Raw genomic sequence first — 26477 nt, forward strand, 5'->3', positions numbered from 1 at the left:
ATGTCGGAATGCGCTCGATCTGGAAGGGCTCGTTGAGCTTCGGTCTCGTGAACGTGCCGGTGAAGCTCTACTCGGCGACCGAGGATCACGACGTGCCGCTGCACATGGTGCACGACGCCGACGGAGGTCGCATCCGCTACAAGCGCGTGTGCGAGATCGATGGCGAGACCGTCGACTACGAGCACATCGTGAAGGCGTACGTCGACGGCGACCAGACGGTCGTGCTCACGGACGACGACTTCGCGGCACTCCCCGTCGAGCGCAGCAAGGACATCGATGTCGTCGAGTTCGTGCCCACGGCGCAGATCGACCCGCTGATGTTCGAGAAGTCGTACTTCCTCGCGCCCGATTCGAAGTCGACGAAGGCGTACGTGCTGCTGATGCGCACCCTGGAGGACGCCGATCGCACCGCGATCGTGAAGTTCGCGCTCCGGCAGAAGACCCGCCTCGCGGCTCTGCGCGTGCGCGACGGAGTGCTCGTGCTGCAGACCCTCCTCTGGGATGACGAAGTGCGTGAGGCGCGCTTCCCCGAACTCGACGAGAGCCCGAACATCACGAAGGCCGAACTCGATATGTCGAAGCAGCTGGTCGAGAGCTTCGCCTCGGACTTCGCTCCCGAGAAGTTCACCGACGAGTACCAGGAGCAGCTGCGGACGCTCGTCGAGGCGAAGCTCGAACAGGGCGACGCCCTTGACACCGAGGCGACGTTCGGACGCGCGACGGACGGCGGTGGAGAGGTGCTCGATCTCATGGAGGCGCTGAAGCGCAGCGTCGAGAAGCGTCGCGGCGGCGGCACCAAGAAGAAGCCGAAGACGGCGGCGAGCTGAGACGGGCCGCGACTCGTCTGCGAGGCTGGAGGCGTGCAGACCCTCGCCGAGACCCCGTCGCACCGTCCTCTCATCCCCGCGATCGGAGTCGCGGCGTCCGCGCTCGTCCTGTTCGGCTTCCAGCTGCCGGGCTGGGGCCATCTGCTGCTCGTCGCAGCCGTGGGTCTCGCGTGGGCGATGGATCGCGAGCTCGGCGCCGACCTGACGCTCATCGGGATCGGCATCGCGATCGTCTCGTCGACCTCCGTGGAAGCCGACGTCTCGTGGCCGAGCTTCATCCGAATCGGAGCGGTGCTCGGCCTCGCGGTCGCGACCCCGTTCCTCCTCGACCGCCTCCTCCTGCGGCGAAAGGCGATCACCTTCCCGTGGCGAAGTCGCACCAGGAAGACGCGGCTTGAGATCGCTTACCTCGTCGCCGTGCCGGTCCTCGGATGGCTGATCCTCCCGTTCTACTTCATCCGCTCGGGCACCTACGCGAATTGGCCGCACATCACCGAGACCGACGAGCTCGTCCGCTTCTTCATCGGCGTGAACGCGGTCGGCACGTGGGACGAGCTGTTCTTCATCTGCACGTGCTTCGCGCTGCTCCGGCGCCATCTGCCACTCTGGCCCGCGAACTTCGTGCAGGCGACGATCTTCGTGTCATTCCTGTGGGAACTGGGATACCGATCCTGGGGGCCGTTCCTCACGGCGCCGTTCGCGCTCCTGCAGGGGTACCTGTTCGCGCGCACCAAGTCGCTCGGATACGTGCTCGCCGTGCACCTGCTCTTCGACGCGATCGTCTTCCTCGCGATCGTCCACGCGCACAATCCGGACTGGATCCCGATCTTCGTCTACTGAGCGCCGTCAGGCGCCTCGTCAGAGCGCCTTTCCTCCGGTGACCGGGACGACGGCGCCCGAGATGTAGGAGGCCTCCGGCGACGCGAGGAAGACGTACGCGGGCGCGACCTCCGCGGGTTGCCCCGCCCGGCCAAGAGGCGTGTCCTGACCGAAGTCGGCGAGCGAGTCGGGCCAGCTCGTCGCGGGGATCAGGGGCGTCCAGATGGGGCCCGGCGCGACGGCGTTCACGCGGATCCCGCGGGGGCCGAGCTCTTGCGCGAGGGCGCGGGTGAACGCCACCTGCGCCGCCTTCGTCATGGCGTAGTCGATGAGCTTCGGCGCGGGATGGAACGCCTGGATCGAGGAGGTCGTGATGATCGACGAGCCGGGGGAGAGGCGAGGGATCGCGGCTCGCGCCGTCCACATCGGCGCGAAGAGGTTCGTGTCGAAGACGCGCTGGATCTCCTCGGTCGGGATGGTTTCGAGGCCGTCGCGATTCTCCTGATACGCCGCGTTCAGCACGAGGATGTCGAGGCCGCCCAGCTCATCGACCACCGACTCGACGAGACGCGTGCACTCCTCTTCGTTGCGGACGTCCCGGGGGATGAGGAGCGCGCGGCTCCCTGCCTTCTCGATCCATTCGGCGGTGTCCTCGGCGTCGCCCTGCTCCTCCTCGAGGTACGAGATGGCGACATCGGCGCCCTCGCGGGCGTAGGCGATCGCGACGGCTCGGCCGATGCCGGAGTCGCCACCCGTGATGAGGGCGCGCATGCCGGCGAGGCGCCCGGACCCCACATAGCTCTCCTCGCCGTGATCCGGGGTCGGATCGGTCTTCGAGGTGAGGCCGGGCTGCTCCTGCTCCTGCCGCGGGAAGCCCTCGGTCCGGTAGCGGGTGACGGGGTTGCGATCTGTGTCGTCCATCGCCCCAGACCACGCCGGTGTCGACGACGCCTCAAGGGGCTTCCCTCGGATGCACGCGCGTGCTACCCGCCCGACTCCTCGCGGATCCGCCGCGATCTCGCGACGTCGTCGTCGTGCTGCCGGGCGATCCAGTGGTCGCGACGCACATCGCGTACCGGCATGCGCACGATCTCCTCCGCCTCGATGCCGCGAGCCAACTGCCGCAGGCGCACGAACTCCGCGTCGAGCTCGACACCTGCGACGAGTGCGATGTTGGTGAGGTAGCCCCACAGCAGAGCCACGAGCAGGGTGCCGATCGAGCCGTAGATGGCGCCGTAGGCACCGACGAGCAGTACGTAGCCCGCATATCCGGCCGTTCCGATGGCCCACACGGCCACGGCGAACCCGGAGCCGACGCTCGCCCACACGGCCTTCGGATGCCGCACGTTCGGTGTCGTCGTGTAGAGCACAGCGATGAACACGAAGGCGAGAGCCACGAGCAGCGGCCAACGGACGATGCTCCAGACGAGCGTCGCGATGGGTCCCAGCCCGCGGTCGCCGAGGACCTGCTGCACCGTGTCCGGCGTCGCCAGCAGCGACGCGACGATGGCGCTCGCGACCAGCACGAGTACGGCAGCGACGAGCAGCATCTTGGCCCGGAACATCCAGAACAGCCGCCCCTCCTGCACGCCGTAGACGGCGTTGATGGCACGGCCGAACGCCGTCGCGTATCCGGATGTGGTCCACAGCAGCAGCACCAAGGCGATCGTGAGCGCGATCCCGGGGTTGTCGAGGCGCAGCAGCTGATCGATCGGGGTCGCCAGTTGTTCGGCCACGTCGTCGGGCAGGAGAGTGCCCGCGATCGCGACGATGTCGTCTACAGCCCGCTGCCGGTCGCTCGTGAGCGCGAAGGCGCTCGTGAAGGCGAGGGCCGCGGGGAACGCGGCGAGCGTCGTGAAGAACGTCAGCGCTGCTGCAGCGTCGAGGCCCCGGTGGCGCACGAAGCCGTGCCAGGCTCGGCGCGCGGCCAGCCGCCAGCTCCGCGGAGGGAGCGGTCCCGCTTTCCGCAGCTCGTCCTGGTCGATCGCGTGGCGCGTGCGCTCGTCCATCACATAACCCCGGGGAGCGGGTCGTCGTCTGGGGCCATGCGGGCATGCTACGGCTATCGTGTCCCCGTGACCGCGCCCAAGCAGAGCACCAGCCGCGACGACCCGGCTGTCGTGCGGGATGCAGCGATCGGCGAGATCGATTGGGCGGCACCCGTTCCCGGGTCCGTGCGCGGCGTGTTCGAGGCTCCGAGTGGGCGGCTCGCGGTCGTGTCAATGGGGGATCCCGCGGCGCCCCGCGTGGTTCTGATCCCGGGGGCGACCGGCTCGAAGGAGGATTTCGCGCTCATGCTGCCGCTGCTCGCCGAGGCGGGTTATCGCGTAGAGGCGTATGACCTCGCGGGCAACTACGAGTCGCACCTCGCCGGTCCGCCAGCTGATGGGCGGTACGACTACTCGCTCTTCGTCGACGATCTGACTGCGGTGCTCGCATCCGGTGCGCCTGCGCATCTGCTCGGATATTCCTTCGCCGGAATCATCGCCCAGCTGGTCGTGGCGGAGCACCCGGAGCTCGTGCGCAGCCTCACGCTTCTCACGACGCCCCCCGACGCCGGGAACTCATACCGCCACGTGAAGCTGATCGGTCCGCTCTCGTGGGTGCTCACGCCTCACGTGGGCGCCGGGCTCATGATCTGGGGCATCCGGACGAACAAGAACCGGGTAGGGCCGTCGCGTCTCGCGTTCGTGCAGTCCCGGTTCGCTCTCACGCGTCGTGAGTGTGTGGACGACATCGTGGGGCTCATGATGCGGGCGCCCGACGTCGCGGCGAGCGTCCGCGCGGCGGGTATCCCGGTGCTCGTCGCGACGAGTCGACACGACCTGTGGCCCGTCGAGCGGTACTCGCTGCACGCGGATCGACTCGGTGCGCGTCTCGCGGTGTACGAGACCGGCCACAGCCCGTGCGAGACCACCCCGCATCAACTGGTGCGCGACATGCTCGAGCTGATGTCCGGCGCCGACGGCTCGAGCGCCTGAATCAGGCGGAGCGCCGATCGTCGCGAGTGCTGCTGCGCCAACGCCTCCGCGCGGCGCGACGACGCCACGGGGCGTCGTCCGGCCAATGGTTGCGAAGGGTCGGGACCACCCATCCGACCCGGCGCGAGAGGCCCGAGAGGGTTTCGAAGGGGCGCGCGGAGATACCGACTCGGAAGGCCGGGTCGTAGGTCACGCGCATCCACGGCTTGATGTGGAGGCTGAGGTCGAGATCGTCGTGGATCCCGCGCTCGGTGCGGTGCACCTCGCCTGAGAGCTCGTGCCAGATCTCGGCACGCATGACGAAGTTCGACCCGAAGATCGGCGGATGACCGAGGTACGGGGTCATGGACGCCAGCATGCCGCCGAGGTAGACGACGCGCCCGAGGGTGTGCACGAGGGGGGTCGCACCGTAGAAGTCGCCGATCCCGGTGAGCACCGACAGCCTCAGGTCACGGTCGAATCGGTCAACCGCGTAGGCGATCCAGTCGACGGGAGGCACGCTGTCCGCGTCGAGACGGGCGATCAGCTCTCCCGTCGCGGCGTCGTATCCCCGGGCGGACGCTCGGGGGATGCCGACGATCTCCTCGGTGACGACGCGCGCGCCCGCTTCGGCGGCGATCCGGGCCGTGTCGTCGTGGCTGCCGTTGTCGACCACGATGATCTCGTCGGCCGGGCGGGTCTGGTGGGCGAGCGCGGCGAGGCACGCGGCGAGCATCACCGCGTCGTCCCGCGCCGGGATGACCACCGAGACCGTCGTCACGAGGATCAGCGTACGCGCGGGGCGACCTCGCGCGCGGGACGCGCCCGCCACAGGTGCAGTGCGGCGTAGCTGCGCCAGGGAGACCACTCGCGCGCAGAGGCGGCGAGTCCGCCGCGCGAGGCGGGCAGCCCCCGTGCGGCGGCCGACTGCCGGATCACGAGGTCGTCGACCGGGAGCACGTCGGGAGAACCGAGTGCCCGCATCGCGAGGTAGTCGGCCGTCCACGGCCCGATCCCCGGCTGTGCCAGAAGCCCCGCGCGGAACTCGGCGACCGGCATGCCGATGTCGAGACGCAGACGACCGTCGGCGAGGGCCTCCGCGGCCTGGACGATCGCGTCGATGCGGGCCGTGGGTCCGCGCAGCACCTCGCGGCCACGTTCGGCGATCGTCGCCGCGTCGGGAAAGCCGCCGTCGCCGAGGTTCGCCACGAGCCGGCCGAGCACGGTGCGTGCGGAGGCGACCGAGATCTGCTGTCCGATGAGGGTGCGGAAGAGCGCCTCGGCGGTGTCGAACGATCCCGCGATGCGGATGCCGGGAACAGCCGCGACGAGGGGGGCGAGCGCCGGATCGCGCGAGAGCGAGGCATCGATCGCGTCGGCATCCGCGTCGAGGTCGAGGGCGCGTCGGATGCGCGCGACCGCGGTTCCCACGTCTGCCAGACGCGCGAGGCGGATGCGGCAGAGGAAGCCCGTGCCCTCGGGATCCGCCTCGATCCGGATGTGCGCCGGTCCACCCGGAAGTCCGATCGTGCGCGCGAAGTGGGCGCCGTCCGCGTCTTCGAGACCCGGGATCGCATGGTCGACGAAGAAGCGCAGCAGACCCTCGCGGTCGATCGGTCCGCGGGCGGGGAGTCGCAGCCGCAGCTCGCCCGCATCCGGAGCGGCCGGAGAGCGGGTGCCCCTCCTGCTGAGGGCGCGCAGCTCGCCAGGGGTGGCGCGGTAGATCTCGGCGATCGTCTCGTTGAACTGTCGAAGGCTGCCGAAGCCCGCGGCGAAGGCGATGTCGGCGATCGGCAGCTCGGTGACGGCGAGGAGTGTCCGTGCCGTCTGCGCCCGGTGAGCGCGCGCGAGCGAGAGAGGACCCGCGCCGAGTTCGGCGGTGAGCACGCGTGTCAGGTGGCGGGCGGAGTAGCCGAGGCGGTGGGCGAGTCCTGCGACACCGTTGCGGTCGACGACGCCATCGTGGATGAGCCGCATCGCACGGGCCGCGAGATCGTCCCGCAGGTTCCAGTCGGGTGAGCCCGGGACGGCGTCCGGCTGGCAGCGCTTGCAGGCCCGCAGGCCCGCCTCGTGAGCCGCGGCCGCCGTGCGGTAGAAGCTGACGTTCCCGGGCTTCGGGGTCATCGCGGGACAGCTCGGTCGGCAGTAGATGCCGGTGCTGTGCACACCGACGATGAACTGGCCGTCGAACCGGGCGTCACGGGATGCGAGCGCCCGGTAACGGGTCGCGAACGCCTCCGCGTCATCGGGTGTCACGTGCTCACCTTCGCATGCGCCACCGACCCCCACCAGCGGGAATCGGACATGACCCCACCGGATACTCTCGACTCATGCTGGATGCACTGCGCGCAGAGCTCGGCGACGTCGTGGTCACGGATCCGAGCGCCCTCGAGGCCGCCCGTGCCGACAAATCCGGGCAGTTGTCGTCGACACGCCCGCTCGCGATCGTCGAGGCGACCGAGATCGCGCATGTGCAGGCGGCGATGCGCTGGGCGAGCACCCACGGCGTCCCCGTGGTGCCCCGCGGCGCCGGCACCGGCCTCGCGGGAGGGGCCATCGCCGCATCCGGAGAGCTCGTGATCTCGACCCGCGGCATGACCCGCGTACTCGAGATCTCGGAGGACGACGAACTGGCTGTCGTCGAGGCGGGCGTCATCAACGGCGACCTCAACGCCCTGCTCGCCGAGCGGGGGCTCTGGTTCGCGCCCGACCCCGCGAGCCGGTCGATCTCGACCATCGGCGGGAACATCGCCACCAACGCGGGTGGGCTCATGTGCATCAAGTACGGGGTCACCCGCGAGGCGGTACTGGGTCTCAAGGTGGTCCTCGCCGACGGCACCCTCCTCGAATTGGGCCATCGGACGGTCAAGGGGGTCACCGGCTACGACCTCACGGCCCTCTTCATCGGCTCGGAGGGCACCCTCGGGATCATCGTCGAGGCGACGCTCAAGCTCCGCCCCGTGACCCCCGGGACCGTCGTGACGGTGAGTGCGTCGTTCGCCGACGTCGAGCAGGCGGCCCGCGCGAGCGCGGTCATCTCCGCGAGCGGGGTGAAGCCCGCGATCATGGAGTTGCTCGACGAGAGCGCGCTGACGGCGATCGGCGCCTATCTCGGGCTCGAACTGGGGGATCGCGGCGCGCAGCTTCTCGTGCGGACGGACGGAATCGGGGCGGAGGCCGAGGCGGCGGACGTCGTCGCCATCATCCGGTCGCTGGGGGGCGAGCCCCAGCTCGCGGCGGATGCTGCGGAGGGGGAGCGCCTGTTCGAGGTCCGCCGGTCCTTCCACCCGGCGATGGAGCGGCAGGGCGTGGTGCTCATCGAGGATGTGGCCGTGCCGCGCAGCGCGCTGCCCGCCATGTTCGCGGCGATCGGCCGGATCGAGCGGCGCTACGGCATGTCGATTCCGACCGTCGCGCACGCGGGAGACGGCAACCTGCACCCGAATTTCGTCTTCGAGCCCGACGCGACCGGCGGGCATCCCGAGGTGCCCGAGCATGTGTGGGCCGCCGCGGACGAGATGTTCCAGGAGTGCCTGCGTCTTGGCGGCACACTCACGGGCGAGCACGGGGTCGGGCTGTTGAAGCGCCGGTGGCTGCGGGAGGAGCTCGGGGATGACTCCTTCGAGCTCCAGCGACGGGTGAAGGCCGTCTTCGATCCCGGGGGAATCCTCAATCCCGGCAAGATCTTCTGACGTCTTGTCGGGAATGCGGAGGGGGGCCTCCGCGTTGGACCAATCGTTATGACTGCTATCCGTTCCGTGCCGCGCCCCACGACGGGCGTCCTGCGTCTGCGCCCCACCCTCCGTGGTCGTGGCTTCGTCGTCGGCCTGGTCGACGCCGCGGGCCCTGACACCAACGGCTTCGCCCCTCGCGACCGTGTCGCGTGGCGGGATTCGGGCGAAGAGTTCGGTGATCTCGTGCTCCGTGAGCAGCGCGACGTGCTCGGTGTTCCGCGGTGGATCTCCGACGAGCAGGTGGTCAGCTACCTAGGCCCGGGGCTCATCGCCCGTGCGCTCGTCCGCACACGGCCCTTCGGCCGCGGTGACGACGTGCGCGTCGACTCGGCCGATTCGCTCGTGACCGAGATGACGGCCGCGTGGGCCCGCTCGCTCGGTGCGCGCATCGTCGACTCGGCGGCGGACCTCGCGATCCAGGACGACACGCGCGTTCGGCGCAGCGTGCTCGCGGGCCACGGCCGGCTGGCCGAGGCGGCGGTCGAGGTGTTCCAGGCGATCCGCCAGGGCGTCTTCGACGACGTGGCACCGATCGCGGGGGCGGCCCCCCGCGTCGCGGCGTAGCGTCGCGCGCCGCGCGGCACCCTAATCTGGGACGCATGACGTTCCTGCCCCTGTCGTCGGATGCCGAGCTCTCGGCCGAGGCGGTCGCCGCGGGCGAGCAGTACGTGCGCGACCACGGCGCGCCGCTCGGTCCCTTCGAGCGCACCCTGCTCGGTCATGTGCCGAGCTTCCGCGCGTACACGCAACTCGCGACGCTCTCCGACGAGTTGGTGCCGTACATCGGTGAGCGTGCCGTCCTGCTGTTCGCACATGCGATCGCGACCGCGCAGCACGGCTCGGTGATGTCGGAACGCTACAGGCGCGCGATCCTCGATGCGGGCGACGATCCCGACGCACCGCAGGTGACCGAGTCGGAGCGGTTGCTGCTCGACTGGGGCGGCCTCATCGGCGTCGATCCGGCGTCCATCCCTGACGGGCTCCGCGATCGGCTGAGCACCGCGTTCTCTCCCAGGCTCCGCCTCATGCTCGCCGCGTTCGCGGGCATGGTCGTCGCGTGCGACGTGGTCGCCGCGGTCGGCGGCATCGCGCCCGACGAGGGCTGAGGCTCGCGGCGACGGGTCGGTCTCACCTGCTAAACTGTGTTCTGGTCACAGTGACCTTTAGTCGAGCGAGGTGGGATGAGCGGGATCGACCTCGCGGTCTCGACCGTGATCTTTGCCCTTCGACCGGATGGCGACGGGCGGCTCGTTCTGTCGTTGCCGCTCGTGCGTCGCATCCGACCGCCGTTCGAAAATCGTTGGTCGCTTCCCGGGGGAGCTGCTGACCCCGTCGAGAGCCTCGCCGACACCGCAGCACGCAAACTCGCCGAGACGACCGGGCTCGAGCCCTCGTATCTCGAGCAGCTCTACGCCTTCGGGGAGCCGAACCGCTCACCCACCGGACGTGTGGTCTCGGTCGTCTACTGGGCGCTCGTGCGCGGGGATGAGGCCGACCGGGCTCTCGAAGGCGAGAACGTCACGTGGCGTGCTGCCGACGAGCTCCCGCAGCTCGCCTTCGATCACAACCTCATCGTCGACTACGCGCTCTGGCGGCTCCGCACCAAGCTCGGCTACGCCCGCATCGCGCACGCGTTCCTCGGCCCGACCTTCACGCTCGCCGAGCTCCGGCAGGTGCACGAGATCGTGCTGCAGCGGCCCCTCGACCCCGCGAACTTCCGTCGCCAGATCGAGGCCTCCGGCACGGTCGTCGCGACGGGGGAGCACGTGACCGGCGGGCGTCACCGTCCGCCACGCCTGTACCGCTACGACACCACGGTCGACCCCGTCGACCCCTCGCCGCTGTCCGCGGCGGGGATCCGCTGAACCGGGAGAGAAATGCCCTCCGTCGACCAGACGATCCAGCTCATCCGCGCGACCGGCCGCGACGCGGCAGGCCGCCCCGCGGAGGCGTGCAGCCCCGCGCTTGCGCAGAGCCCGTGGGAGTTCGACCGTGCCGTGCAATACGGTCCTGGCTCGTCGATGAGCGACGTCATCCCTGTCGGTTCGCCGCGCCAGGGCGAGCTGCCGGCTGAGTACCGCGAGGCCGACGATGTCGAGCTCGCCGAACGTATCCGTGCCGCGAAGGCGGTGCTCGGCGACCGGGTCGTGGTGCTCGGCCACTTCTACCAGCGCGACGAGATCGTCGCGCACGCCGACTTCCTCGGCGACTCCTTCCAACTCGCGCGGGCGGCGCAGACCGTGCCGGATGCTGAGGCGATCGTGTTCTGCGGCGTGCACTTCATGGCCGAGACCGCCGACGTGCTCGCGCAGTCGCATCAGGAAGTGATCCTCCCGAACCTCGCGGCGGGCTGCTCGATGGCCGACATGGCCGACATCGACTCGGTCGAGGAGTGCTGGGAGCGCCTCGAAGCGCTCTACGGGAGCGAGCCGGATGCCGACGGGCGCGTTCCCGTCATCCCGGTGACCTACATGAACTCCTCGGCGGCGCTCAAGGCGTTCTGCGGGCGCCACGGAGGCATCGTCTGCACGAGCTCGAACGCCGAGACGGTGCTCGAGTGGGCGTTCGAGCGCGGCCAGCGGGTGCTCTTCTTCCCCGACCAGCACCTCGGGCGCAACACGGCCAAGCGCATGGGCGTGCCGCTCGATCGCATGCCGATGTGGAACCCGCGCAAGCCCCTCGGCGGAAACGCGCCCGACGAGCTCTTCGATGCCCGCGTGATCCTCTGGCACGGGTTCTGCTCGGTGCACAAGCGCTTCACGGTCGGGCAGATCGAGAAGGCGCGCGCGGAGTACCCGAGCGTGCAGGTGATCGTGCACCCCGAGTGCCCGATGGATGTGGTGGACGCCGCGGATGCCTCGGGGTCGACCGACCGCATCCGCCAGTTGGTCGCGGCCGCGACCGAGCCCACGACCTTCGCGATCGGCACCGAGATCAACATGGTCAATCGGCTCGCGGCCGAGTATCCGCAGCACACGATCTTCTGCCTCGATCCCGTCGTGTGCCCCTGCTCCACGATGTACCGCATCCACCCCGGCTACCTGGCATGGGTGCTCGAGGGTCTCGTCGAGGGGCGCACACTCAACCGCATCCAGGTACCGGACGACGTCGCCGCGGATGCACGGGTCGCGCTCGAGCGGATGCTCGACGCGAAGCCGCGGAGCTGACGATGCGCGTCGTCGTCGTCGGCTCGGGCATCGCGGGCCTCGTCGCCGCACTGCGGGCGAGCGAGCGGCACGAGGTGGTGCTCGTCACGAAGGGCGCTCTCACCGACTCGAACACCCGGTATGCCCAGGGCGGGATCGCCGCGGCCATGTTCCCCGACGACTCGGTCGAGTCGCATGTCGCGGACACTCTCCGAGCGGGAGCCGGGCTCAGCGATCCGGCGGCGGTTCAGGTGCTCTGCTCCGAGGGGCCGGCGCGCATCCGCGACCTTCTGCGGTGGGGGGTGGAATTCGACCTCGACGCCGACGGTCGCCTCGCGCGAGGGCACGAGGCCGCCCACTCGGCGCGTCGCGTGCTGCACGCGGGCGGCGACGGTACGGGCCTCGCGATCGAGCTCGCCCTCGTGGCGGAGCTGCGGCGGCGCTCTCTCGTGATCCGCGAGCACACCTTCCTGCGCGACGTGCTGCGCAGTCGCGAGGCCTCCGGCGCCCCCGTCGTCGGCGTCGAGGTCGTGACCCCGGCGGGCACGACCGAACGCCTCGACGCGGACGCGGTGATCCTCGCCACGGGTGGAGCCGGGATGTTGTACGCCCGCACCACGAATCCCGAGGGTGCCACCGGTGATGGCGTGGCGGCTGCCTGGCGCGCGGGCGCGGTCCTCGCCGACGTCGAGTTCGTCCAGTTCCACCCGACCGCGCTGGCTGTTCCCGGCGGCGTACTGATCTCGGAGGCGGTGCGGGGCGAAGGCGCGGTGCTGCTCGACGCGGCGGGCCGCCGATTCCTGCGCGAGGTGCACCCGGACGCCGAGCTCGCACCCCGCGATGTGGTCGCGCGAGGCATCGCGGATGCGGTCGCGCGGCAGGCGGGTGCACCCGTGCTGCTCGACGCAACAGCGCTCGAGCGGGATCGAGGGCACGGCTTCCTCGCCGCGCGCTTCCCGGGGATCACGTCGGCGACCCTGGCGCACGGCTTCGACTGGACCACAGAGCCCATTCCGGTCGCGCCCGCCGCCCACTACTGGATGGGCGGCATCCGCACGGATCTCCACGGTCGATCGAGCGTGCCCGGCCTGTTCGCCGTCGGCGAGGCCGCGCGTACCGGGGTGCACGGGGCAAACCGCCTCGCATCGAACTCCCTTCTGGAGGCTCTCGTGTTCGCGTGGCGTGCGGCCGACGCGCTGGAGACGGCGTGGCCGATCCCGGGTGAGGGCGTCGGCGGGGACGCGACCGTCGTGCGCGTGCCGCCCGCCACGCGGCTGCGTGCGGCGCACGCGATCCCGGCGGACCGCGACCACCTGCGGCACCTCATGCAGGACTCCGTGGGCCTCCGGCGCGACGCCGGTGGCCTGATCGGGGCGCTGGCCGTCCTCGAGAGCTGGGAGGCGTCCACGGACTCCGTCGCTGGGCTCGAAGACCGCAACCTGCTCGACCTGGCACGCGTCGTCACGCGCGCCGCTCTGGCCCGAGAGGAGTCACGGGGCGCCCACGCGCGCGATGACGCCGCCGACGCGCGCCCGGAGCTCGCCCACCCGATCGCGTGGCGGCTCGCCGTCGCACCCCGCGCCGAGGAGGCCCGCCGGTGAGCGACGCCGTCGACGACATCATCCGCCGAGCTCTCGCCGAGGACGCGCCCTGGGGCGACGTGACGAGCGAGGTGTTCATCCCCGAGGAGGCCCGGGCCAGCGCCTCGCTCGTGGCGCGAGAGACGGGCGTCGCATCCGGGTTGGAGGTGTTCGCGCGCGTGTTCGAACTCGTCGATCCGTCGGCGGAGACGGGGCTCACGCGTACCGACGGCGAGTCGTTCGCCGCGGGAGACGTGCTGGCGCGCGTGTCGGGCTCCGCTCGCGCGATCCTGCGGGCCGAGCGGGTCGCCCTCAACCTCGCGCAGCGCATGAGCGGCATCGCGACGCTCACCGCCGAGTTCGTGGATGCCGTGGCGGGTACGCGCGCGCGCATCGTCGACACGAGGAAGACCACGCCGGGGCTGCGGATCCTCGAGCGCCAGGCGGTGCGTGACGGCGGTGCGCACAACCACCGCTTCTCGCTCTCGGACGCGGTGATGGCCAAGGACAACCACCTCGCCGTCCTCACGCGTGCGGGTGTCCCGCTCGGCGAGGCGATTCGCGACGCGCGCGCCCGCCTTGGACACACGACGCACCTCGAGGTGGAGGTCGATCGTCTCGACCAGATCGAGGAGGTCGTCGGTGCGGGCGTCGACACGATCATGCTCGACAACTTCACCCCCGATCAGTTGCGAGAGGGCGTGCGGATCGTCGCGGGCCGGGCGCTCGTCGAGGCATCCGGTGGGGTGCGGATCGACACCGTGCGAGCCATCGCGGAAGCGGGCGTCGACATCATCTCGGTCGGCGCGCTGACGCATTCGGTGCGCTCCCTCGATCTCGGGCTCGACATCGCGGTGGACTGATCCATGGACGAGCTGCTCTATCTCGACACCGCTGCCACAACTCCCGTACGCCGCGAGGCGATCGAGGCGATGTGGCCCTACCTCACGGGAGACTTCGGCAACCCGTCGAGCACCCACGAACTCGGTCGGCGCGCCGCGCACGCCGTCCAGGCCGCCCGCGAGACGGTCGCGCACCAGGTGGGTGCGCGCGCGAGCGAGGTCGTCTTCACCTCGGGCGGCACCGAGGCCGACAACCTCGCGGTGAAGGGCATCGCACTGGCCGAGCCTCGCGGGCGTCACGTCGTGACGAGCGCAATCGAGCACGAGGCGGTGCACGAGTCCGTCGACCACCTGCGTCGCCTGCACGGCTTCGACGTGAGCATCCTGCCGGTCGATGCGGACGGCCTGATCGATCCGGTCGACCTCGCGCAATCGCTGCGACCCGAGACGACCCTCGTCAGCATTCAGCACGCGAGCAACGAGATCGGCACGATCCAGCCGATCAGGCGTCTGGCCGACCTCGCCCATGAGGTCGGGGCCCGCTTCCACACGGATGCGGTGCAGTCCGCGGCAGACCTGAAGCTCGGCCTCGACGAGCTCGGCGTCGACGCGATCAGCATCGCCGGCCACAAGCTGGGCGCGCCCAAGGGCATCGGCGCGCTCATCGTGCGCGGCGGCGTTCCGCTCGAGCCGGTGCTCAACGGCGGTGGCCAGGAGCGCGAGCGGCGCAGCGGCACCGAGAACGTACCGGGGATCGTGGCGCTCGCGACGGCGTTCGCACTCGCGGCTCTCGAACGCCCCCGCCATAACCAGCTCGTGGCGGTCCGCGACGCGATCATCGCGGGGGTGCGGGAGAGAGTGCCGGACGCGCTCGTGACCGGCTCCCGCAGCCACCGCCTACCGGGACACGTCTCGTTCTGCTTCCCGGGCACTTCGGGCGAGGCGGTGCTCCTCGAACTCGAACAGCGGGGCATCGTGTGCTCGTCGGGCTCCGCGTGCGCGGCGGGCCGTGACGAACCGTCGGCCGTCCTCCTCGCGCTCGGGATCCCCCCGGAGGTCGCGCAGACCGCCGTGCGGATCACGCTCCCGCTCGACGCTACCCCCGCGTGGGTGCCGGAGATCGTGGAGCGCGTCGCGGCGGGGATCGGCGCTGTGCGGGCCCTCGCCTCCTGATGCGCTGACTCAGAGCTGCGGCGAGCGCCGGAGCACACCCGCGCGGGGCGGAGTCCGCTTCAACTCGCGGATGACCTCCTCGGGCACCGCCGAGCGAGCCGATGCCGCGTCGCGCATCCCATCGGCGATGGCCATCCCGCCGACGAGTTGCTGTGCGGTCTCGAACGAGTAGCTGGGCGGATTCGCGGGGTCGATGTCGAGCGCCTCCCGGCCGGTGCGGAACCCGTCGAGGAAGTCCGGCAGCACCGCGAGCAGGGCCCGGAAGCGCACCCACCGGTGGTTGTCCCACCCGGTGGGGCTCTGCGTGCGGCCGACGCGGTACCGCGGACGCGCGAACTGCTCCATGAGGGCACGGGCGGCGTTCTCGCTGCGGTCGGCGAGTGCGGCGATCGTCTCGCCCTTCATATGCAGGTTGAGTCCGCCTTCCTCGGGGGTCTGGAGGATCTTGATCACCCTGTCTCGATATCCCGGAACGTCGAGGTGGGCGTTGTCGGCCCAGCCCTGCGGCGTCGTGAAGATGGCGCGGGCGAACGACGCGAGCGCACCGAACCCGTTCTCGGGGATCGGCACGTGCGGCGGTTCCATGCCCTCCCGGTTGTCGCGGGCGTAACGGTAGAGCTCGTCGTCAATCCCCGGGTGCTTCCGCGCGTCGCCGAGATCGATCGCGAACGTCGGTCGGGTCGGCAGGGCGCGGTCGAAGAACTGGAGGGGGAAGTTGTTGCACAGCCCACCGTCGGTGAACCAGAGACGCTCGAATGCGATGCCCGCGGCATCCGCCGCGCCTTCGTCGCCGACGCGAAGCGCGTCGATCGCTGCTCGGGTCGCCGTCGAGCGGTAGTCGACCGCCCAGAGCGGCACGGCAGAGATCAGCAGCGGATAGCTCAATGAGAGGCGGGTCGCCACGATCACCGGAAGGTCCTCTTGCGCGGGGAGGCGCAGCAGCCGTCGTCCTGCTCGGCCGGATGCTCCGAACCGATCGATCCACCGCGCTTCCTCCGTCGCCCCGACGGGCACGTGATCCGCGAGCGCGCGCATGACGTATGCGGGGAAGATGCGCGCCCACTCGTCGGGGTCGTAGGAGAACGTGTTCGCTTCCCACGGCATCTCGTAGGGCCGCGCGCGGGTGAGGCACGTCGTGACCATCCGGAGGTCGATCGGCGCCCAGGCGTTCGCGGACCCTCCCGCGGGTCCGCTCCGCAGCTGACCGAAGGTGAGCGGTGCGACGCCGGGCTCAAGTCCCGCGACGTGGTCGATGCGCGACGACAACCAGTCCGTGAAGGCGGGGGAGGAGTCGGTTCCGAGCCCGGTGCAGATGCCGAACCCGTTTTCGGGGAGAGCCCCCGTGAGCACGCGCATCACGAGAGCACCTGAGGCGACGAGCCAGCCGAGCACGCCGAGGAAGAGCCCGACCACGATGAGCGCGATCCCCGCTGCGATGCCCCAGCCCGGCGTCGTCGTCGCGGCGATGATCCCGAGCGCCACGAGCAGCGCTCCGGGCAGCCCGCCGAGAAGGCCGAGAGGAAGCCCCCGGATGAGGTGGGCGGCGATCGCGCCGACGCGACTCGCCCCCGACCGGGCCGGGCCGGGGCGGTCGTGTCCCGTCGCGATGAGCATGAAGGGCAGAAGCACCGCCGTCGTCTTCTGCGGCCGGAAGAGTTCGGCGAGTCGCCCGTCGCCGAGCTCGTCGGGGAGGCCGCTGAGGGCCCCGAACCCGCCCACGGCCGAGCTGCGACCGTACTCCGCCGCCGCGGCGAACGCGGCCCCGATCGCTCCCGCGGAGGTGCCGCCGACGCTTCGCAGCCGGTAGCGGGTGGCGAACTCGGCGATGGCCCGCGGGTACACGACGGCCGAGGCGATTCCGCCCTTCATGACGAGGTCGCACTCGAGCTCGGGGGACGCCCAGCGATCTCCCGCGGATGTCGGTTCGGTTGTGGTGGACATCTCGGCCTCCTGCATCGCCGGTGACACCGCGCACGATACGCCGCTCGCACCTTCGGGGGAAGGCCGCGAGGACGGCGTTGGTGCTTGTGGGATGGCGGGGTCTCCCGCACGCTTGTCCGGTGAGCATCTCGTCCGGACTCGCCGCTGCCATCGCCGAGTTCGGCGACCCGCGCGGTTATCTCGCGGCCGCATCGATCGGCCTCCCGCCTCGGAGGGCGGTCGAGGCCCTCCAGGCCGATCTGGCCGCCTGGGCCCGCGCCGATCGCGACCCGCAGGGATACGACGCGATCATCGATCGCACGCGCGCCTCCTACGCCAGGCTTGTCGGCGTCGCATCGGATCGCGTCGCGATCGGTTCGCAGACCTCGGTGCAGGCGTCCCTCGTGGCGAGCGCCCTGCCCGAAGGGGCCGAGGTCCTCGCGGTGGCCGGCGACTTCTCGTCGATCATCGCTCCCTTCGAGGCCCGCGACGACCTTCGGGTGCGGACCGTGCCCCTCGACGCGCTCGCCGATGCCATCCACGACGACACCTTCCTCGTCGTCTTCTCGCTCGTGCAGTCGGCGACGGGCGAGATCGCCGACGTGGAGGCGATCCGCGAGGCCGCGTCTCGCCACGGCGCCTTGACCTTCTGCGACACGACGCAGGCTGCCGGCGTCATGCCGGTGGATGCGTCGGCGTACGACCTGACCGTGTGTCACAGCTACAAGTGGCTGTGCGCGCCACGGGGAGTGAGCTTCCTCACCGTCGGCACCGCGGCGGATGCGCTGCTTCGCCCGGTGCAGGCGGGCTGGTACGCCGGTGGCGACGTCTGGCAGAGCTGCTACGGCCCGGGCATCTCGCTGGCCCGCGATGCCCGCCGGTTCGACGTATCGCCTGCCTGGCAGGCGTGGGTGGGCGCCGAGCAGTCGATCGGGCTGTTCGCCGACCTCGACATCGACGAGGTCTGGCGTCACACCTCAGGCCTCGGCGCTCAGCTGTGCGATGCGCTCGGCATCCCGGTTCAGCGCCAGGCCATCGTCGCCTGGCCGGATGCCGACGGGGCGCAGCTCGCGGCGATGGCAGCGGCCGGAGTACGCGCCTCCGGGCGCGCCGGACGCGCCCGGGTGTCATTCCACCTCTGGAACACCGAGGACGACGTCGAGATGGTCGTCCGGGCGGTGCGCGGCGAGAGCGGCCTCGGTCGGTAGGCTGGGGGTTCCGCACCCCCGTGACCGCGCAAGCCGGCGCGGCCCGACCCCTGGAGTCATCCGTGGCGACGCCCAACCCTCTCGACAAGGTCATCTCTCTCGCGAAGCGGCGAGGATTCGTCTACCAGGCGGGTGAGATCTACGGGGGCTCGCGCTCCGCATGGGATTACGGCCCGCTCGGCACCTCTCTCAAGGAGAACATCAAGCGCGAGTGGTGGAAGTTCATGGTCCAGCGCCGTGACGACATCGTGGGCATCGACTCCTCGGTGATCCTTCCCCGGCAGGTGTGGGAGGCGTCCGGGCACGTCGAGGTCTTCTCCGACCCGCTCATCGAGTGCCTCAACTGCCACAAGCGCTACCGCGAAGACCACCTCCTCGAGGCCTACGAAGAGAAGAAGGGCCGTGCGCCCGAGAACGGCCTCGCCGACATCGTGTGCGAGAACTGTGGCACCCGGGGCAAGTGGACGGAGCCGCGTGCCTTCTCGGGGCTCCTCAAGACCTTCCTCGGCCCGGTGGACGACGAAGAGGGCATGCACTACCTCCGTCCCGAGACGGCGCAGGGCATCTTCGTGAACTTCGCGAACGTCGCGTCGAGCTCGCGCATGAAGCCGCCGTTCGGCATCGCCCAGATCGGCAAGAGCTTCCGCAACGAGATCACGCCGGGCAACTTCATCTTCCGCACCCGCGAGTTCGAGCAGATGGAGATGGAGTTCTTCGTTCAGCCCGGGACGGACGAGGAGTGGCACCAGTACTGGATCGACGCGTCGTACGGCTGGTATCGCGACCTCGGCATCGGCGAAGACAACCTGCGCCTCTACGAGCACCCGCAGGAGAAGCTCAGCCACTACTCCAAGCGCACCGTCGACGTTGAGTACCGCTTCGGCTTCACCTCGGGGGAGTGGGGCGAGCTCATGGGCATCGCCAACCGCACCGACTTCGACCTGAAGACGCACTCCGAGCACTCGGGCAAGGACCTCTCGTACTTCGACCAGACGACGAACGAGCGCTGGGTCCCGTATGTGATCGAACCCGCGTTCGGTCTGACCCGCGCTCTCATGGCGTTCCTCATCGACGCGTACCACGAGGACGAGGCCCCCAACGCGAAGGGCGGAGTGGAGACGCGTACTGTGCTGCGACTCGACCGCCGGCTCGCCCCGGTGAAGGTCGCGGTGCTGCCGTTGTCGCGGAACGAGCAGCTCTCGCCGGTGGCGCGCGAGCTCGCCGCATCGCTTCGCGAGGACTGGATGATCGAGTTCGACGACGCGGGCGCCATCGGGCGCCGCTACCGCCGGCAGGACGAGATCGGAACCCCGTTCGCGGTCACGGTCGACTTCGACACCCTCGACGACAAGGCCGTCACGGTGCGTGAGCGCGACAGCATGGCCCAGGAGCGCGTGTCGCTCGACCGCTTGCACGGTTATCTCGCAGAGCAGCTCCGCGGCGCCTGATGAGCTACCCGCCTCCTCCGGGCTTCGCGGCACCGATCGTTCCCGTCGCGCCCGAGCCGATCCCGCCGACTCCGTACCACCGGATGTTCCGCACGGTTCGCGGGTACGCGGCATGGCGGCCGCTCGTGGCGGTCGTGCTGTTCGCAGTCTTCGCGGGCGTCGCGCTCACGATCGTGTCGGTGCTGTGGCTCGTCGTGGCGATCCTCACCGGTGCTCTCGACCTCACGGGCGACCTCGGGTCGCTCGAGTCGGACCTCGTCGCTCAGACGACGGATGTGGCGAACCCGCTCTCGCTCGCGCTGCTCATGCTGAGCCTGGTGGTGCTCCTCCCGCTCGTACCGGCGGCCATGTGGTGCGCGGGCCTGCGTCCCGTGCGGGTCCGGCACTCGGTCGCCGGCCGGCTGCGCTGGGGTTGGATGGCGCGCTGTCTCGTGCCCGCGGTGGTCGTCACCGCCGTGGCGACGGGTCTGCCGTACCTCTTCGTGCTCATCGCGGGGGAGACGGTCGAGCCGGTTCCCGTCGATGGCGGGCTCTTCGCGCTGCTCGCGGTCATGATCATCGTGCTCGTGCCGTTGCAGGCGGCCGCCGAAGAGTATGTGTTCCGAGGACTCATCCTGCAGGTGATGGGAGCATGGCTGCGCTGGTCGTGGATCGGCGTCGTCGTGTCGACCCTGATCTTCACGGTCGGCCACACGCAGTACGAGCTCTGGGGCGCGCTGAGTGTCGCGGTCATGGGCGCGGGTTTCGCGATCGTGACCATCCGCACGGGCGGACTCGAGGCGGCGATCGTCCTGCACGTGGTGAACAACCTTGTGGCGCTGCTGCTTCTCGCGAGCGGTATCACGGGAACCACTCAGATGAGCTCGGAGGGCAGCGGCCCCCTCGCCCCGATCCTGCAGGTGGTCTTCACCACCGGATACGTGCTGTGGGTCGATCGGCTCGCGGCACGACGCGGCATCGCTCGGCTGACCGCCTGAACCGGGAATGCCTCGGCGCGTGCCGTCGTTGACACGTCACATGGCTGAACCCATCAAGATCGACATCTGGTCCGACATCGCCTGTCCGTGGTGCTTCATCGGCAAGCGGCGGTTCGAAGCGGGTGCGGCGGAGGCGGGCGTTCCCGTCGAGATCGAGTACCACTCGTTCGAGCTGTCTCCCGACACGCCGGTCGACTTCGAGGGCAGCGAGCTCGAGTTCTTCTCCCAGCACAAGGGGGTGCCCGAGGACACGGCCAAGCAGATGATCGCGCGCGTCACGGGGATCGCCGAGTCGGTCGGCCTTCACTACGACTACGACGCGCTCCAGCACACGAACACGGTCAAGGCGCATCAGCTGCTGCACTACGCGAAGCTGCGCGGGCGGCAGTTGGAGATGAAGGAGCGCCTCCTGAAGGCGTACTTCGAGGAGGGGCGACACGTCGGCCGTGTCGCGGATCTCGCCGATCTCGCGGCCGAGCTCGGATTCGACCGCGACGACGTCATCCGCTCGCTCGAGGCCGATGAGTACCTCGACGACGTGCGTGAGGACCAGGCCGTGGCGACCGAGTTCGGCATCCAGGGTGTGCCGTTCTTCGTGATCGACCGCAAGTACGGCGTCTCGGGTGCGCAGGAGTCGTCGACGTTCGCCGAGGTGCTGCGTCAGGTCGCTACCGAGAAGGCCGGGGCGGTCGCATGAGCGGGCTCGTTCCGCTCGGCGATCCGGATGCCGTCGTCTGCGAGGGCGACGTGTGCGAGATCCCCGCGGCCGAGTAGCCCGCAAGGCTCCGCGGGTCAGCGCTCGGGCGCCGGCTCGGAGATGTCCGCGACGGTCGCACCGAGACCGCGGATGAGGTCGTCGGCCATCACGAACAGGCTCGCCCCGTGCTCGCCCGCACCCATCGACACCCGGCGACCAACGATGCGCTCGTCCACGTAGACGGGCCAGGCCGACGTGGATCCGAGCGGCGTGATGGTGCCGCGCTCGTATCCGGTCGCGTCCAGAGCGACGGAGGCCTCCGGCATCTGCAGCTTGTTGACGCCCACGAGCGCGCGGAGCTTCGGCCACGAGATCACCCGGTCTCCCGGGATCTCGGCGAAGAGGAAGGTGCCGTCGCTGCGCTTCACCACGAGCGACTTCACGACGTCGGAGGGGGTGATGCCGAGCAGCGCCGCAGCCTCCTCAAGGGACGACGCGGCGGGACGTTCGACGAACTCCACCTCGATGCCCCGCTCGGCGGCATCCTGTGCGACCCGGTCGCGACCTGCGCCCATGTCCGGCCTCCTCGCGGCACGATCTGGAAGAATCAAGAGGATGTCCACCCTATTCGCGCCGTCGGCTGCTCCGCTGACGATCGGTTCTCTGCAGCTCGACGTGCCCGTCGTGCTCGCGCCGATGGCCGGGATCACGAACACCGCGTTCCGCCGCCTCTGCCGCGAGTACGGCGCGGGACTGTACGTGTCCGAGATGATCACGAGCCGCGCGCTCGTGGAGCGCACCCCGGAGTCGATGCGTCTCATTCGTCATCACGAGTCCGAGACGCCTCGCTCCATCCAGCTCTACGGCGTGGACCCGAAGACGGTCGCCGAGGCGGTCACGATGCTCGTCGCCGAGGACCGCGCCGACCACATCGACCTCAACTTCGGCTGCCCTGTGCCGAAGGTCACGCGCAAGGGCGGGGGAGCGGCGCTCCCGTGGAAGACCGACCTGTTCCGTGCGATCGTCGAGGGCGCAGTGAAGGCCGCGGGTGACATCCCGCTGACCATCAAGATGCGCAAGGGCATCGACTCCGATCACCTCACGTACCTGGAGGCGGGCCGGATCGCGGAGGGTGCGGGCGTGGCGGCGATGGCGTTGCACGCGCGCACCGCTGCGGAGTTCTATTCGGGCACCGCCGACTGGACCGCGATCTCGGCGCTCAAGGAGGCCGTCACGAGTGTTCCGGTGCTCGGCAACGGCGACATCTGGTCGGCCGACGATGCCGTGCGAATGGTCGAGCAGACGGGCTGCGACGGAGTGGTCGTCGGGCGGGGCTGCCTCGGTCGCCCGTGGCTCTTCGGTGACCTCGCGGCTGCGTTCCGCGCGCCGTCGGGCGAGTCGGCTCGCACCGCGCAGCCGACGCTCGGCGAGGTGGCACGAGGATTCCGCCGGCACGCCGAGCTGCTCGTGGAGTTCTTCGACGGCGACGAGAACCGCGCGTGCCGCGATATCCGCAAGCACGTCGCCTGGTACTTCAAGGGTTACGCGGTGGGCGGCGAGACCCGTGCAGCGCTCGCGCAGGCCTCGAGCCTCGCCGAGATCGACGAGCTGCTCGGCCGCCTCGACCCCGACCAGCCCTACCCGGGCGCCGATGCGGAGGGACAGCGCGGTCGAGCGGGGACTCCCAAGCAGCCCGCCCTGCCCGATCGGTGGCTCGATTCGCGCGAGCTGCAGGAGACGCATCGCGCCGAGCTCACGGAGGCGGAACTGGACACCAGCGGTGGGTGATCTGGCCCCCGGCTACACGGAGGCCGATACCGAGCGCATGCTCCCGGAGGAGCATTCGACCCGCCGCAGCGACTTCGCGCGCGACCGGGCGCGCATCCTCCACTCGAGCGCCCTGCGCCGCCTCGCCGTGAAGACGCAGGTTCTCTCGCCGACCGCGGGCCTCGACTTCGCACGCAACCGCCTGACCCACTCGCTCGAGGTGGCGCAGGTGGGTCGTGAGCTCGCCGTCAATCTCGGCCTCGACCCAGACGTCGTCGACACCGCGTGCCTCGCGCATGACCTCGGCCATCCGCCCTACGGGCACAACGGCGAGCGGGCTCTCAACGACTGGGCGCAGGACATCGGCGGATTCGAGGGGAACGCGCAGACGCTGCGGCTGCTCACCCGCCTGGAGCCCAAGGTGTTCGACGCCGAGGGGCGCGCCTACGGGCTGAACCTCACGCGGGCGAGCCTCGACGCGAGCTGCAAGTACCCCTGGCCCGAGCAGCAGGGCGTGCCGGATCCCTCCGGTCGCAGCAAATTCGGCTTCTACGCGGACGACACCCCCGCCTTCGCCTGGCTGCGGGCGGGGGCTCCCGAGCGGGTGCGGTGCATCGAGGCGCAGGTCATGGACCTATCCGACGACATCGCGTACTCGGTGCACGACTTCGAAGACGCGATCATCACGGGGTACCTCGACGTGCGGGCCTTGTCGGCGCGGGTCGAGCACGACGAACTGGTCGACAGCATGGTCGAGTGGATCGGCGGAGAGCTCGATCACGCGACGCTCATCGCTGCCTTCGACCGGCTCGACAGCCTGCCGGACTGGATCGACAGCTGGGACGGCTCTCGGCGCGATCTCGCGCGTCTGAAGAACCTCACGTCGCAGCTCATCGGGCGCTTCGCCGGCGAGTCGGTGCGGGCGACGCGCGAGGCGCATCCGGAGGGTTCCCTCGCGCGGTTCGCGGCGGACGTCGTCGTGCCGCTCGAGACACAGGCCGAGATCGCCGTGCTCAAGGGCATCGTCGCGGCGAACGTGATGTCGACGAACGCGCGGAAGCCGATCTATGCGCAGCAGCGCAGCATCCTCAAGGAGCTCGCGGACGCTCTGTGGGCGGATCCGTCCCACCTGGATGCCGGATTCGCCGCAGATTTCGCCGCGGCGGGAGACGATGCGGCTCGTAAGCGGGTAGTCGTCGACCAGGTCGCCTCGTTGACCGACCCCTCGGCGAACGCCTGGCACGAGCGCCTCGTCCCGTGACGGTGCATCCCCAGACGGTCCGCCCGGTCCGACGCGCGTGGCCGCGCGATCCTAGACTCTGAGTCATGCCCGGCCTCATTCGCAGAAGCGACATCGACGAGGTCAGATCGCGGATCAACATCGCCGACATCGTGGGCGACTACGTCACGCTGAAATCGGCGGGTGTGGGATCGCTCAAGGGGCTGTGTCCGTTCCACGAGGAACGCAGCCCGAGCTTCCATGTTCGTCCGGGCGTCGGCCGGTACCACTGCTTCGGATGCGGTGAAGACGGCGACGTGTTCACATTCCTGCAGCGCATGGATCACGTGTCCTTCCAGGAGGCGGTGGAGCGCATGGCGGGCCGCGCGGGCGTGGAACTGCACTACGAGGACGGCTCGGGCCCGGCAGCGGACCACGGTCAGCGTGCGCGCCTGCTCGCGGCCAACGCCGCGGCCGAGCAGTTCTTCCGCACCCGTCTCGGTGAGCCCGACGCGCAGCCGGCGCGAGACTTCCTGGGTGGTCGCGGCTTCGACCAGGCTGCGGCCGAGCGGTTCGGCGTGGGATACGCGCCGAAGTCGTTCGACGCCTTGAAGAACGCTCTCTCGCGTCAGGGGTTCACGGAGCAGGAGCTCGTGGCGGCGGGGCTGCTCTCCACAGGCGAGCGGGGCAACAGCTACGACCGCTTCCGGGGGCGGGTGATCTGGCCCATCCGCGACGTCACGGGGCAGACGGTCGGCTTCGGTGCGCGCAAGCTCTTCGACGACGATCAGGGCCCGAAGTACCTCAACACCCCCGAGACGCTCGTCTTCCACAAGAGCCAAGTTCTGTACGGGCTCGACCTCGCCCGGCGCGACGTTGCGAAGGGCAAGCAGGTCGTGATCGTCGAGGGCTACACCGACGTCATGGCGTGCCACCTGGCGGGTGTGACGACCGCGGTCGCGACCTGCGGCACGGCCTTCGGCGTGGATCACATCAAGGTGGTCCGTCGCGTGCTCGGCGATGTACAGAACTCGGACGCATCATCGACGGGCGAGGTGATCTTCACCTTCGACCCGGATGACGCCGGCCAGCGGGCCGCGAGTCGCGCCTTCGCGGAGGAGCAGCGGTTCGCCGCGCAGACCTTCGTCGCGGTCGCGCCCGACGGTCTCGATCCCTGCGATCTGCGCATCCACCGTGGCGACGACGCCGTTCGGCAACTGGTCGCGTCGCGGAAGCCGATGTTCGAGTTCATGATCCGCCGCCGACTCGCGGAGCACGACCTCGAGACGGTTGAGGGGCGGGTCGCCGCCTTGCGCGCCGCTGCACCGGTCGTGGCAGGCATCCGCGATCGCTCACTCAGCGTCGGCTACGTGCGCAGCCTGGCGGGGTGGCTCGGGATGGACCCCGCCGAGGTCGGGCGGGCCGTCACGAGTGCTGCGAATGTCGCACGTCGCTCCGAGCCGCGATCGGAGCACCGTGAGGCCCCCGCGGGGGAGGGCGACGCGCAGCCGACCCCGCGGGAGGCGCGGCTCGTCGACCTGCCGACCGACCCGGTCACGCGCATGGAGCGCGACGCGCTGATGGCGATCCTGCAGTACCCGAACGAGGTGGGCCCCGCACTCGTCGCCAAGGCGGCCGAGACCCGCTTCGCCAACTCCACCCTCGCCGTCGTGAAGGACGCGGTGCGCGCGAACCTCGACCATCTGGCCGACGGCTCCTGGCTGCAGCGGGTCGCGGATGAGGTTCCGCCCGGCTTCTCGACCCTCGTGTCGCAGCTGGGCATCGCGCCCATCCCCGAACGCCGTGAGCAGGTGGCGATCTACTGCGTCGGCGTCGTCACATCTCTCGTGGACCGCGATCTCCTCCGCCGCAAGGGCGAGATTCTGGGGGCGATGCAGCGTGCGCGCGCGGACGGCGACCGCGAGAGGGAGGCCGCTCTGAGCCGGGAGTCGGCTGCCTTGGAGAGCGAGCGGCGGGAATTGCGGGGCGAGTGAATCCTGCGTCCGGGTTCATGAATGTGCATCCGTGACGCTCCCGCGCACGATTCCTGCGCCCGAGATTGCAGAGTCGTAAACAATCCCCATATGCGCCGTCCCGGCGGGAACGCTATGCGGACCCTGTGCTAGACCTGATAGCTCGCGCCGCCCGTCGTGGCGCGGT

The 26477-nt window shown here is 70.1% G+C and carries 24 protein-coding genes; 18 read left to right on the forward strand and 6 right to left on the reverse strand.

The window, feature by feature from the left end; translation table 11 throughout:
- Window positions 1–8 precede the first annotated feature (8 nt).
- Complete coding sequence (locus tag FVQ89_RS10930) at window positions 9–827, forward strand: Ku protein (RefSeq protein ID WP_147901972.1); 819 nt, start codon at window positions 9–11, stop codon at window positions 825–827.
- A 33-nt stretch (window positions 828–860) separates the two neighbouring features.
- A complete protein-coding gene (locus FVQ89_RS10935) occupies window positions 861–1667 on the forward strand; it encodes a type II CAAX prenyl endopeptidase Rce1 family protein (RefSeq protein WP_147901973.1) in 807 nt (268 codons plus the stop codon).
- An 18-nt stretch (window positions 1668–1685) separates the two neighbouring features.
- Here FVQ89_RS10935 and FVQ89_RS10940 read toward each other — a convergent pair whose 3' ends face one another.
- Together FVQ89_RS10940 and FVQ89_RS10945 are read right to left on the reverse strand one after the other, a co-directional pair.
- Window positions 1686–2567, reverse strand: a complete 882-nt coding sequence (locus FVQ89_RS10940; protein ID WP_147901974.1) for an SDR family oxidoreductase — start codon at window positions 2565–2567, stop codon at window positions 1686–1688.
- 62 nt (window positions 2568–2629) lie between these two features.
- Window positions 2630–3655 (reverse strand): YihY/virulence factor BrkB family protein, encoded by a 1026-nt coding sequence (locus FVQ89_RS10945; RefSeq protein WP_147901975.1) that lies wholly within the window; start codon window positions 3653–3655, stop codon window positions 2630–2632.
- Window positions 3656–3721: 66 nt separating this feature from the next.
- Between FVQ89_RS10945 and FVQ89_RS10950 the strand changes: the two genes are divergently transcribed.
- Window positions 3722–4627, forward strand: coding sequence for an alpha/beta fold hydrolase (locus tag FVQ89_RS10950; RefSeq protein ID WP_255513569.1), 906 nt, complete (start codon window positions 3722–3724; stop codon window positions 4625–4627).
- A gap of 1 nt (window position 4628) precedes the next feature.
- On the opposite strand, the gene FVQ89_RS10955 is transcribed toward FVQ89_RS10950, so the two are convergent.
- Window positions 4629–5387 carry a glycosyltransferase family 2 protein gene (locus FVQ89_RS10955; protein WP_147901977.1) on the reverse strand — a complete coding sequence of 253 codons (759 nt, stop codon included), beginning with the start codon at window positions 5385–5387 and terminating at the stop codon, window positions 4629–4631.
- A gap of 5 nt (window positions 5388–5392) precedes the next feature.
- Window positions 5393–6862 carry an Ada metal-binding domain-containing protein gene (locus FVQ89_RS10960; RefSeq protein ID WP_147901978.1) on the reverse strand — a complete coding sequence of 490 codons (1470 nt, stop codon included), beginning with the start codon at window positions 6860–6862 and terminating at the stop codon, window positions 5393–5395.
- A 74-nt stretch (window positions 6863–6936) separates the two neighbouring features.
- On the opposite strand from FVQ89_RS10960, the gene FVQ89_RS10965 reads away from it, so the two are divergent.
- The 8 genes from FVQ89_RS10965 to FVQ89_RS11000 all read left to right on the forward strand — a co-directional run bounded on the left by FVQ89_RS10965 (window position 6937) and on the right by FVQ89_RS11000 (window position 15081).
- Window positions 6937–8298 (forward strand): FAD-binding oxidoreductase, encoded by a 1362-nt coding sequence (locus FVQ89_RS10965; RefSeq protein WP_147901979.1) that lies wholly within the window; start codon window positions 6937–6939, stop codon window positions 8296–8298.
- A gap of 48 nt (window positions 8299–8346) precedes the next feature.
- Entirely contained in the window at window positions 8347–8904 is a 558-nt protein-coding gene (locus tag FVQ89_RS10970; protein ID WP_147901980.1) for a hypothetical protein, read from the forward strand.
- A gap of 35 nt (window positions 8905–8939) precedes the next feature.
- Window positions 8940–9446, forward strand: a complete 507-nt coding sequence (locus tag FVQ89_RS10975; protein WP_147901981.1) for a hypothetical protein — start codon at window positions 8940–8942, stop codon at window positions 9444–9446.
- A 75-nt stretch (window positions 9447–9521) separates the two neighbouring features.
- Window positions 9522–10205, forward strand: a complete 684-nt coding sequence (locus tag FVQ89_RS10980; RefSeq protein ID WP_147901982.1) for an NUDIX domain-containing protein — start codon at window positions 9522–9524, stop codon at window positions 10203–10205.
- A gap of 12 nt (window positions 10206–10217) precedes the next feature.
- Complete coding sequence (gene nadA, locus FVQ89_RS10985) at window positions 10218–11507, forward strand: quinolinate synthase NadA (RefSeq protein WP_147901983.1); 1290 nt, start codon at window positions 10218–10220, stop codon at window positions 11505–11507.
- A 2-nt stretch (window positions 11508–11509) separates the two neighbouring features.
- On the forward strand, window positions 11510–13087 hold the full coding sequence (gene nadB, locus FVQ89_RS10990) for an L-aspartate oxidase (RefSeq protein ID WP_147901984.1): 1578 nt from the start codon (window positions 11510–11512) through the stop codon (window positions 13085–13087).
- A complete protein-coding gene (nadC, locus tag FVQ89_RS10995) occupies window positions 13084–13929 on the forward strand; it encodes a carboxylating nicotinate-nucleotide diphosphorylase (protein ID WP_147901985.1) in 846 nt (281 codons plus the stop codon). Before nadB ends, nadC begins: the two co-directional genes overlap by 4 nt.
- A 12-nt stretch (window positions 13930–13941) precedes the next feature.
- Window positions 13942–15081, forward strand: a complete 1140-nt coding sequence (locus FVQ89_RS11000; RefSeq protein ID WP_147902438.1) for a cysteine desulfurase family protein — start codon at window positions 13942–13944, stop codon at window positions 15079–15081.
- Window positions 15082–15090: 9 nt separating this feature from the next.
- Here the strand turns inward: FVQ89_RS11000 and FVQ89_RS11005 are convergent, their stop codons facing one another.
- A complete protein-coding gene (locus FVQ89_RS11005) occupies window positions 15091–17022 on the reverse strand; it encodes a patatin-like phospholipase family protein (protein WP_187265011.1) in 1932 nt (643 codons plus the stop codon).
- Window positions 17023–17141: 119 nt separating this feature from the next.
- Here FVQ89_RS11005 and FVQ89_RS11010 point away from each other — a divergent pair, with 119 nt between their 5' ends.
- The 4 genes from FVQ89_RS11010 (at window position 17142) to FVQ89_RS11025 (ending at window position 21331) form a co-directional block, all read left to right on the forward strand.
- Window positions 17142–18209 (forward strand): aminotransferase class V-fold PLP-dependent enzyme, encoded by a 1068-nt coding sequence (locus FVQ89_RS11010; protein WP_370454463.1) that lies wholly within the window; start codon window positions 17142–17144, stop codon window positions 18207–18209.
- A gap of 62 nt (window positions 18210–18271) precedes the next feature.
- Window positions 18272–19657 (forward strand): glycine--tRNA ligase, encoded by a 1386-nt coding sequence (locus FVQ89_RS11015; RefSeq protein WP_147901988.1) that lies wholly within the window; start codon window positions 18272–18274, stop codon window positions 19655–19657.
- Window positions 19657–20634 carry a CPBP family intramembrane glutamic endopeptidase gene (locus FVQ89_RS11020; RefSeq protein WP_147901989.1) on the forward strand — a complete coding sequence of 326 codons (978 nt, stop codon included), beginning with the start codon at window positions 19657–19659 and terminating at the stop codon, window positions 20632–20634. Before FVQ89_RS11015 ends, FVQ89_RS11020 begins: the two co-directional genes overlap by 1 nt.
- 40 nt (window positions 20635–20674) lie before the next feature.
- Window positions 20675–21331: a DsbA family protein gene (locus tag FVQ89_RS11025; RefSeq protein ID WP_147901990.1), complete on the forward strand. Its 657-nt coding sequence runs from the start codon at window positions 20675–20677 to the stop codon at window positions 21329–21331.
- A 95-nt stretch (window positions 21332–21426) separates the two neighbouring features.
- Here FVQ89_RS11025 and FVQ89_RS11030 read toward each other — a convergent pair whose 3' ends face one another.
- Entirely contained in the window at window positions 21427–21906 is a 480-nt protein-coding gene (locus tag FVQ89_RS11030) for an aminoacyl-tRNA deacylase (RefSeq protein WP_147901991.1), read from the reverse strand.
- Between the two features lie 40 nt (window positions 21907–21946).
- Here FVQ89_RS11030 and dusB point away from each other — a divergent pair, with 40 nt between their 5' ends.
- From dusB to dnaG, 3 genes are all read left to right on the forward strand, one after another.
- Window positions 21947–23119 carry a tRNA dihydrouridine synthase DusB gene (gene dusB, locus FVQ89_RS11035; RefSeq protein WP_147901992.1) on the forward strand — a complete coding sequence of 391 codons (1173 nt, stop codon included), beginning with the start codon at window positions 21947–21949 and terminating at the stop codon, window positions 23117–23119.
- Complete coding sequence (locus FVQ89_RS11040; RefSeq protein WP_370454465.1) at window positions 23112–24359, forward strand: deoxyguanosinetriphosphate triphosphohydrolase; 1248 nt, start codon at window positions 23112–23114, stop codon at window positions 24357–24359. Before dusB ends, FVQ89_RS11040 begins: the two co-directional genes overlap by 8 nt.
- A 65-nt stretch (window positions 24360–24424) precedes the next feature.
- A complete protein-coding gene (gene dnaG, locus FVQ89_RS11045; RefSeq protein ID WP_147901993.1) occupies window positions 24425–26311 on the forward strand; it encodes a DNA primase in 1887 nt (628 codons plus the stop codon).
- The last annotated feature ends 166 nt before the right edge of the window (window positions 26312–26477 follow it).

The organism is Homoserinibacter sp. GY 40078 (assembly GCF_008017545.1).
GTDB lineage: Bacteria > Actinomycetota > Actinomycetes > Actinomycetales > Microbacteriaceae > Homoserinibacter.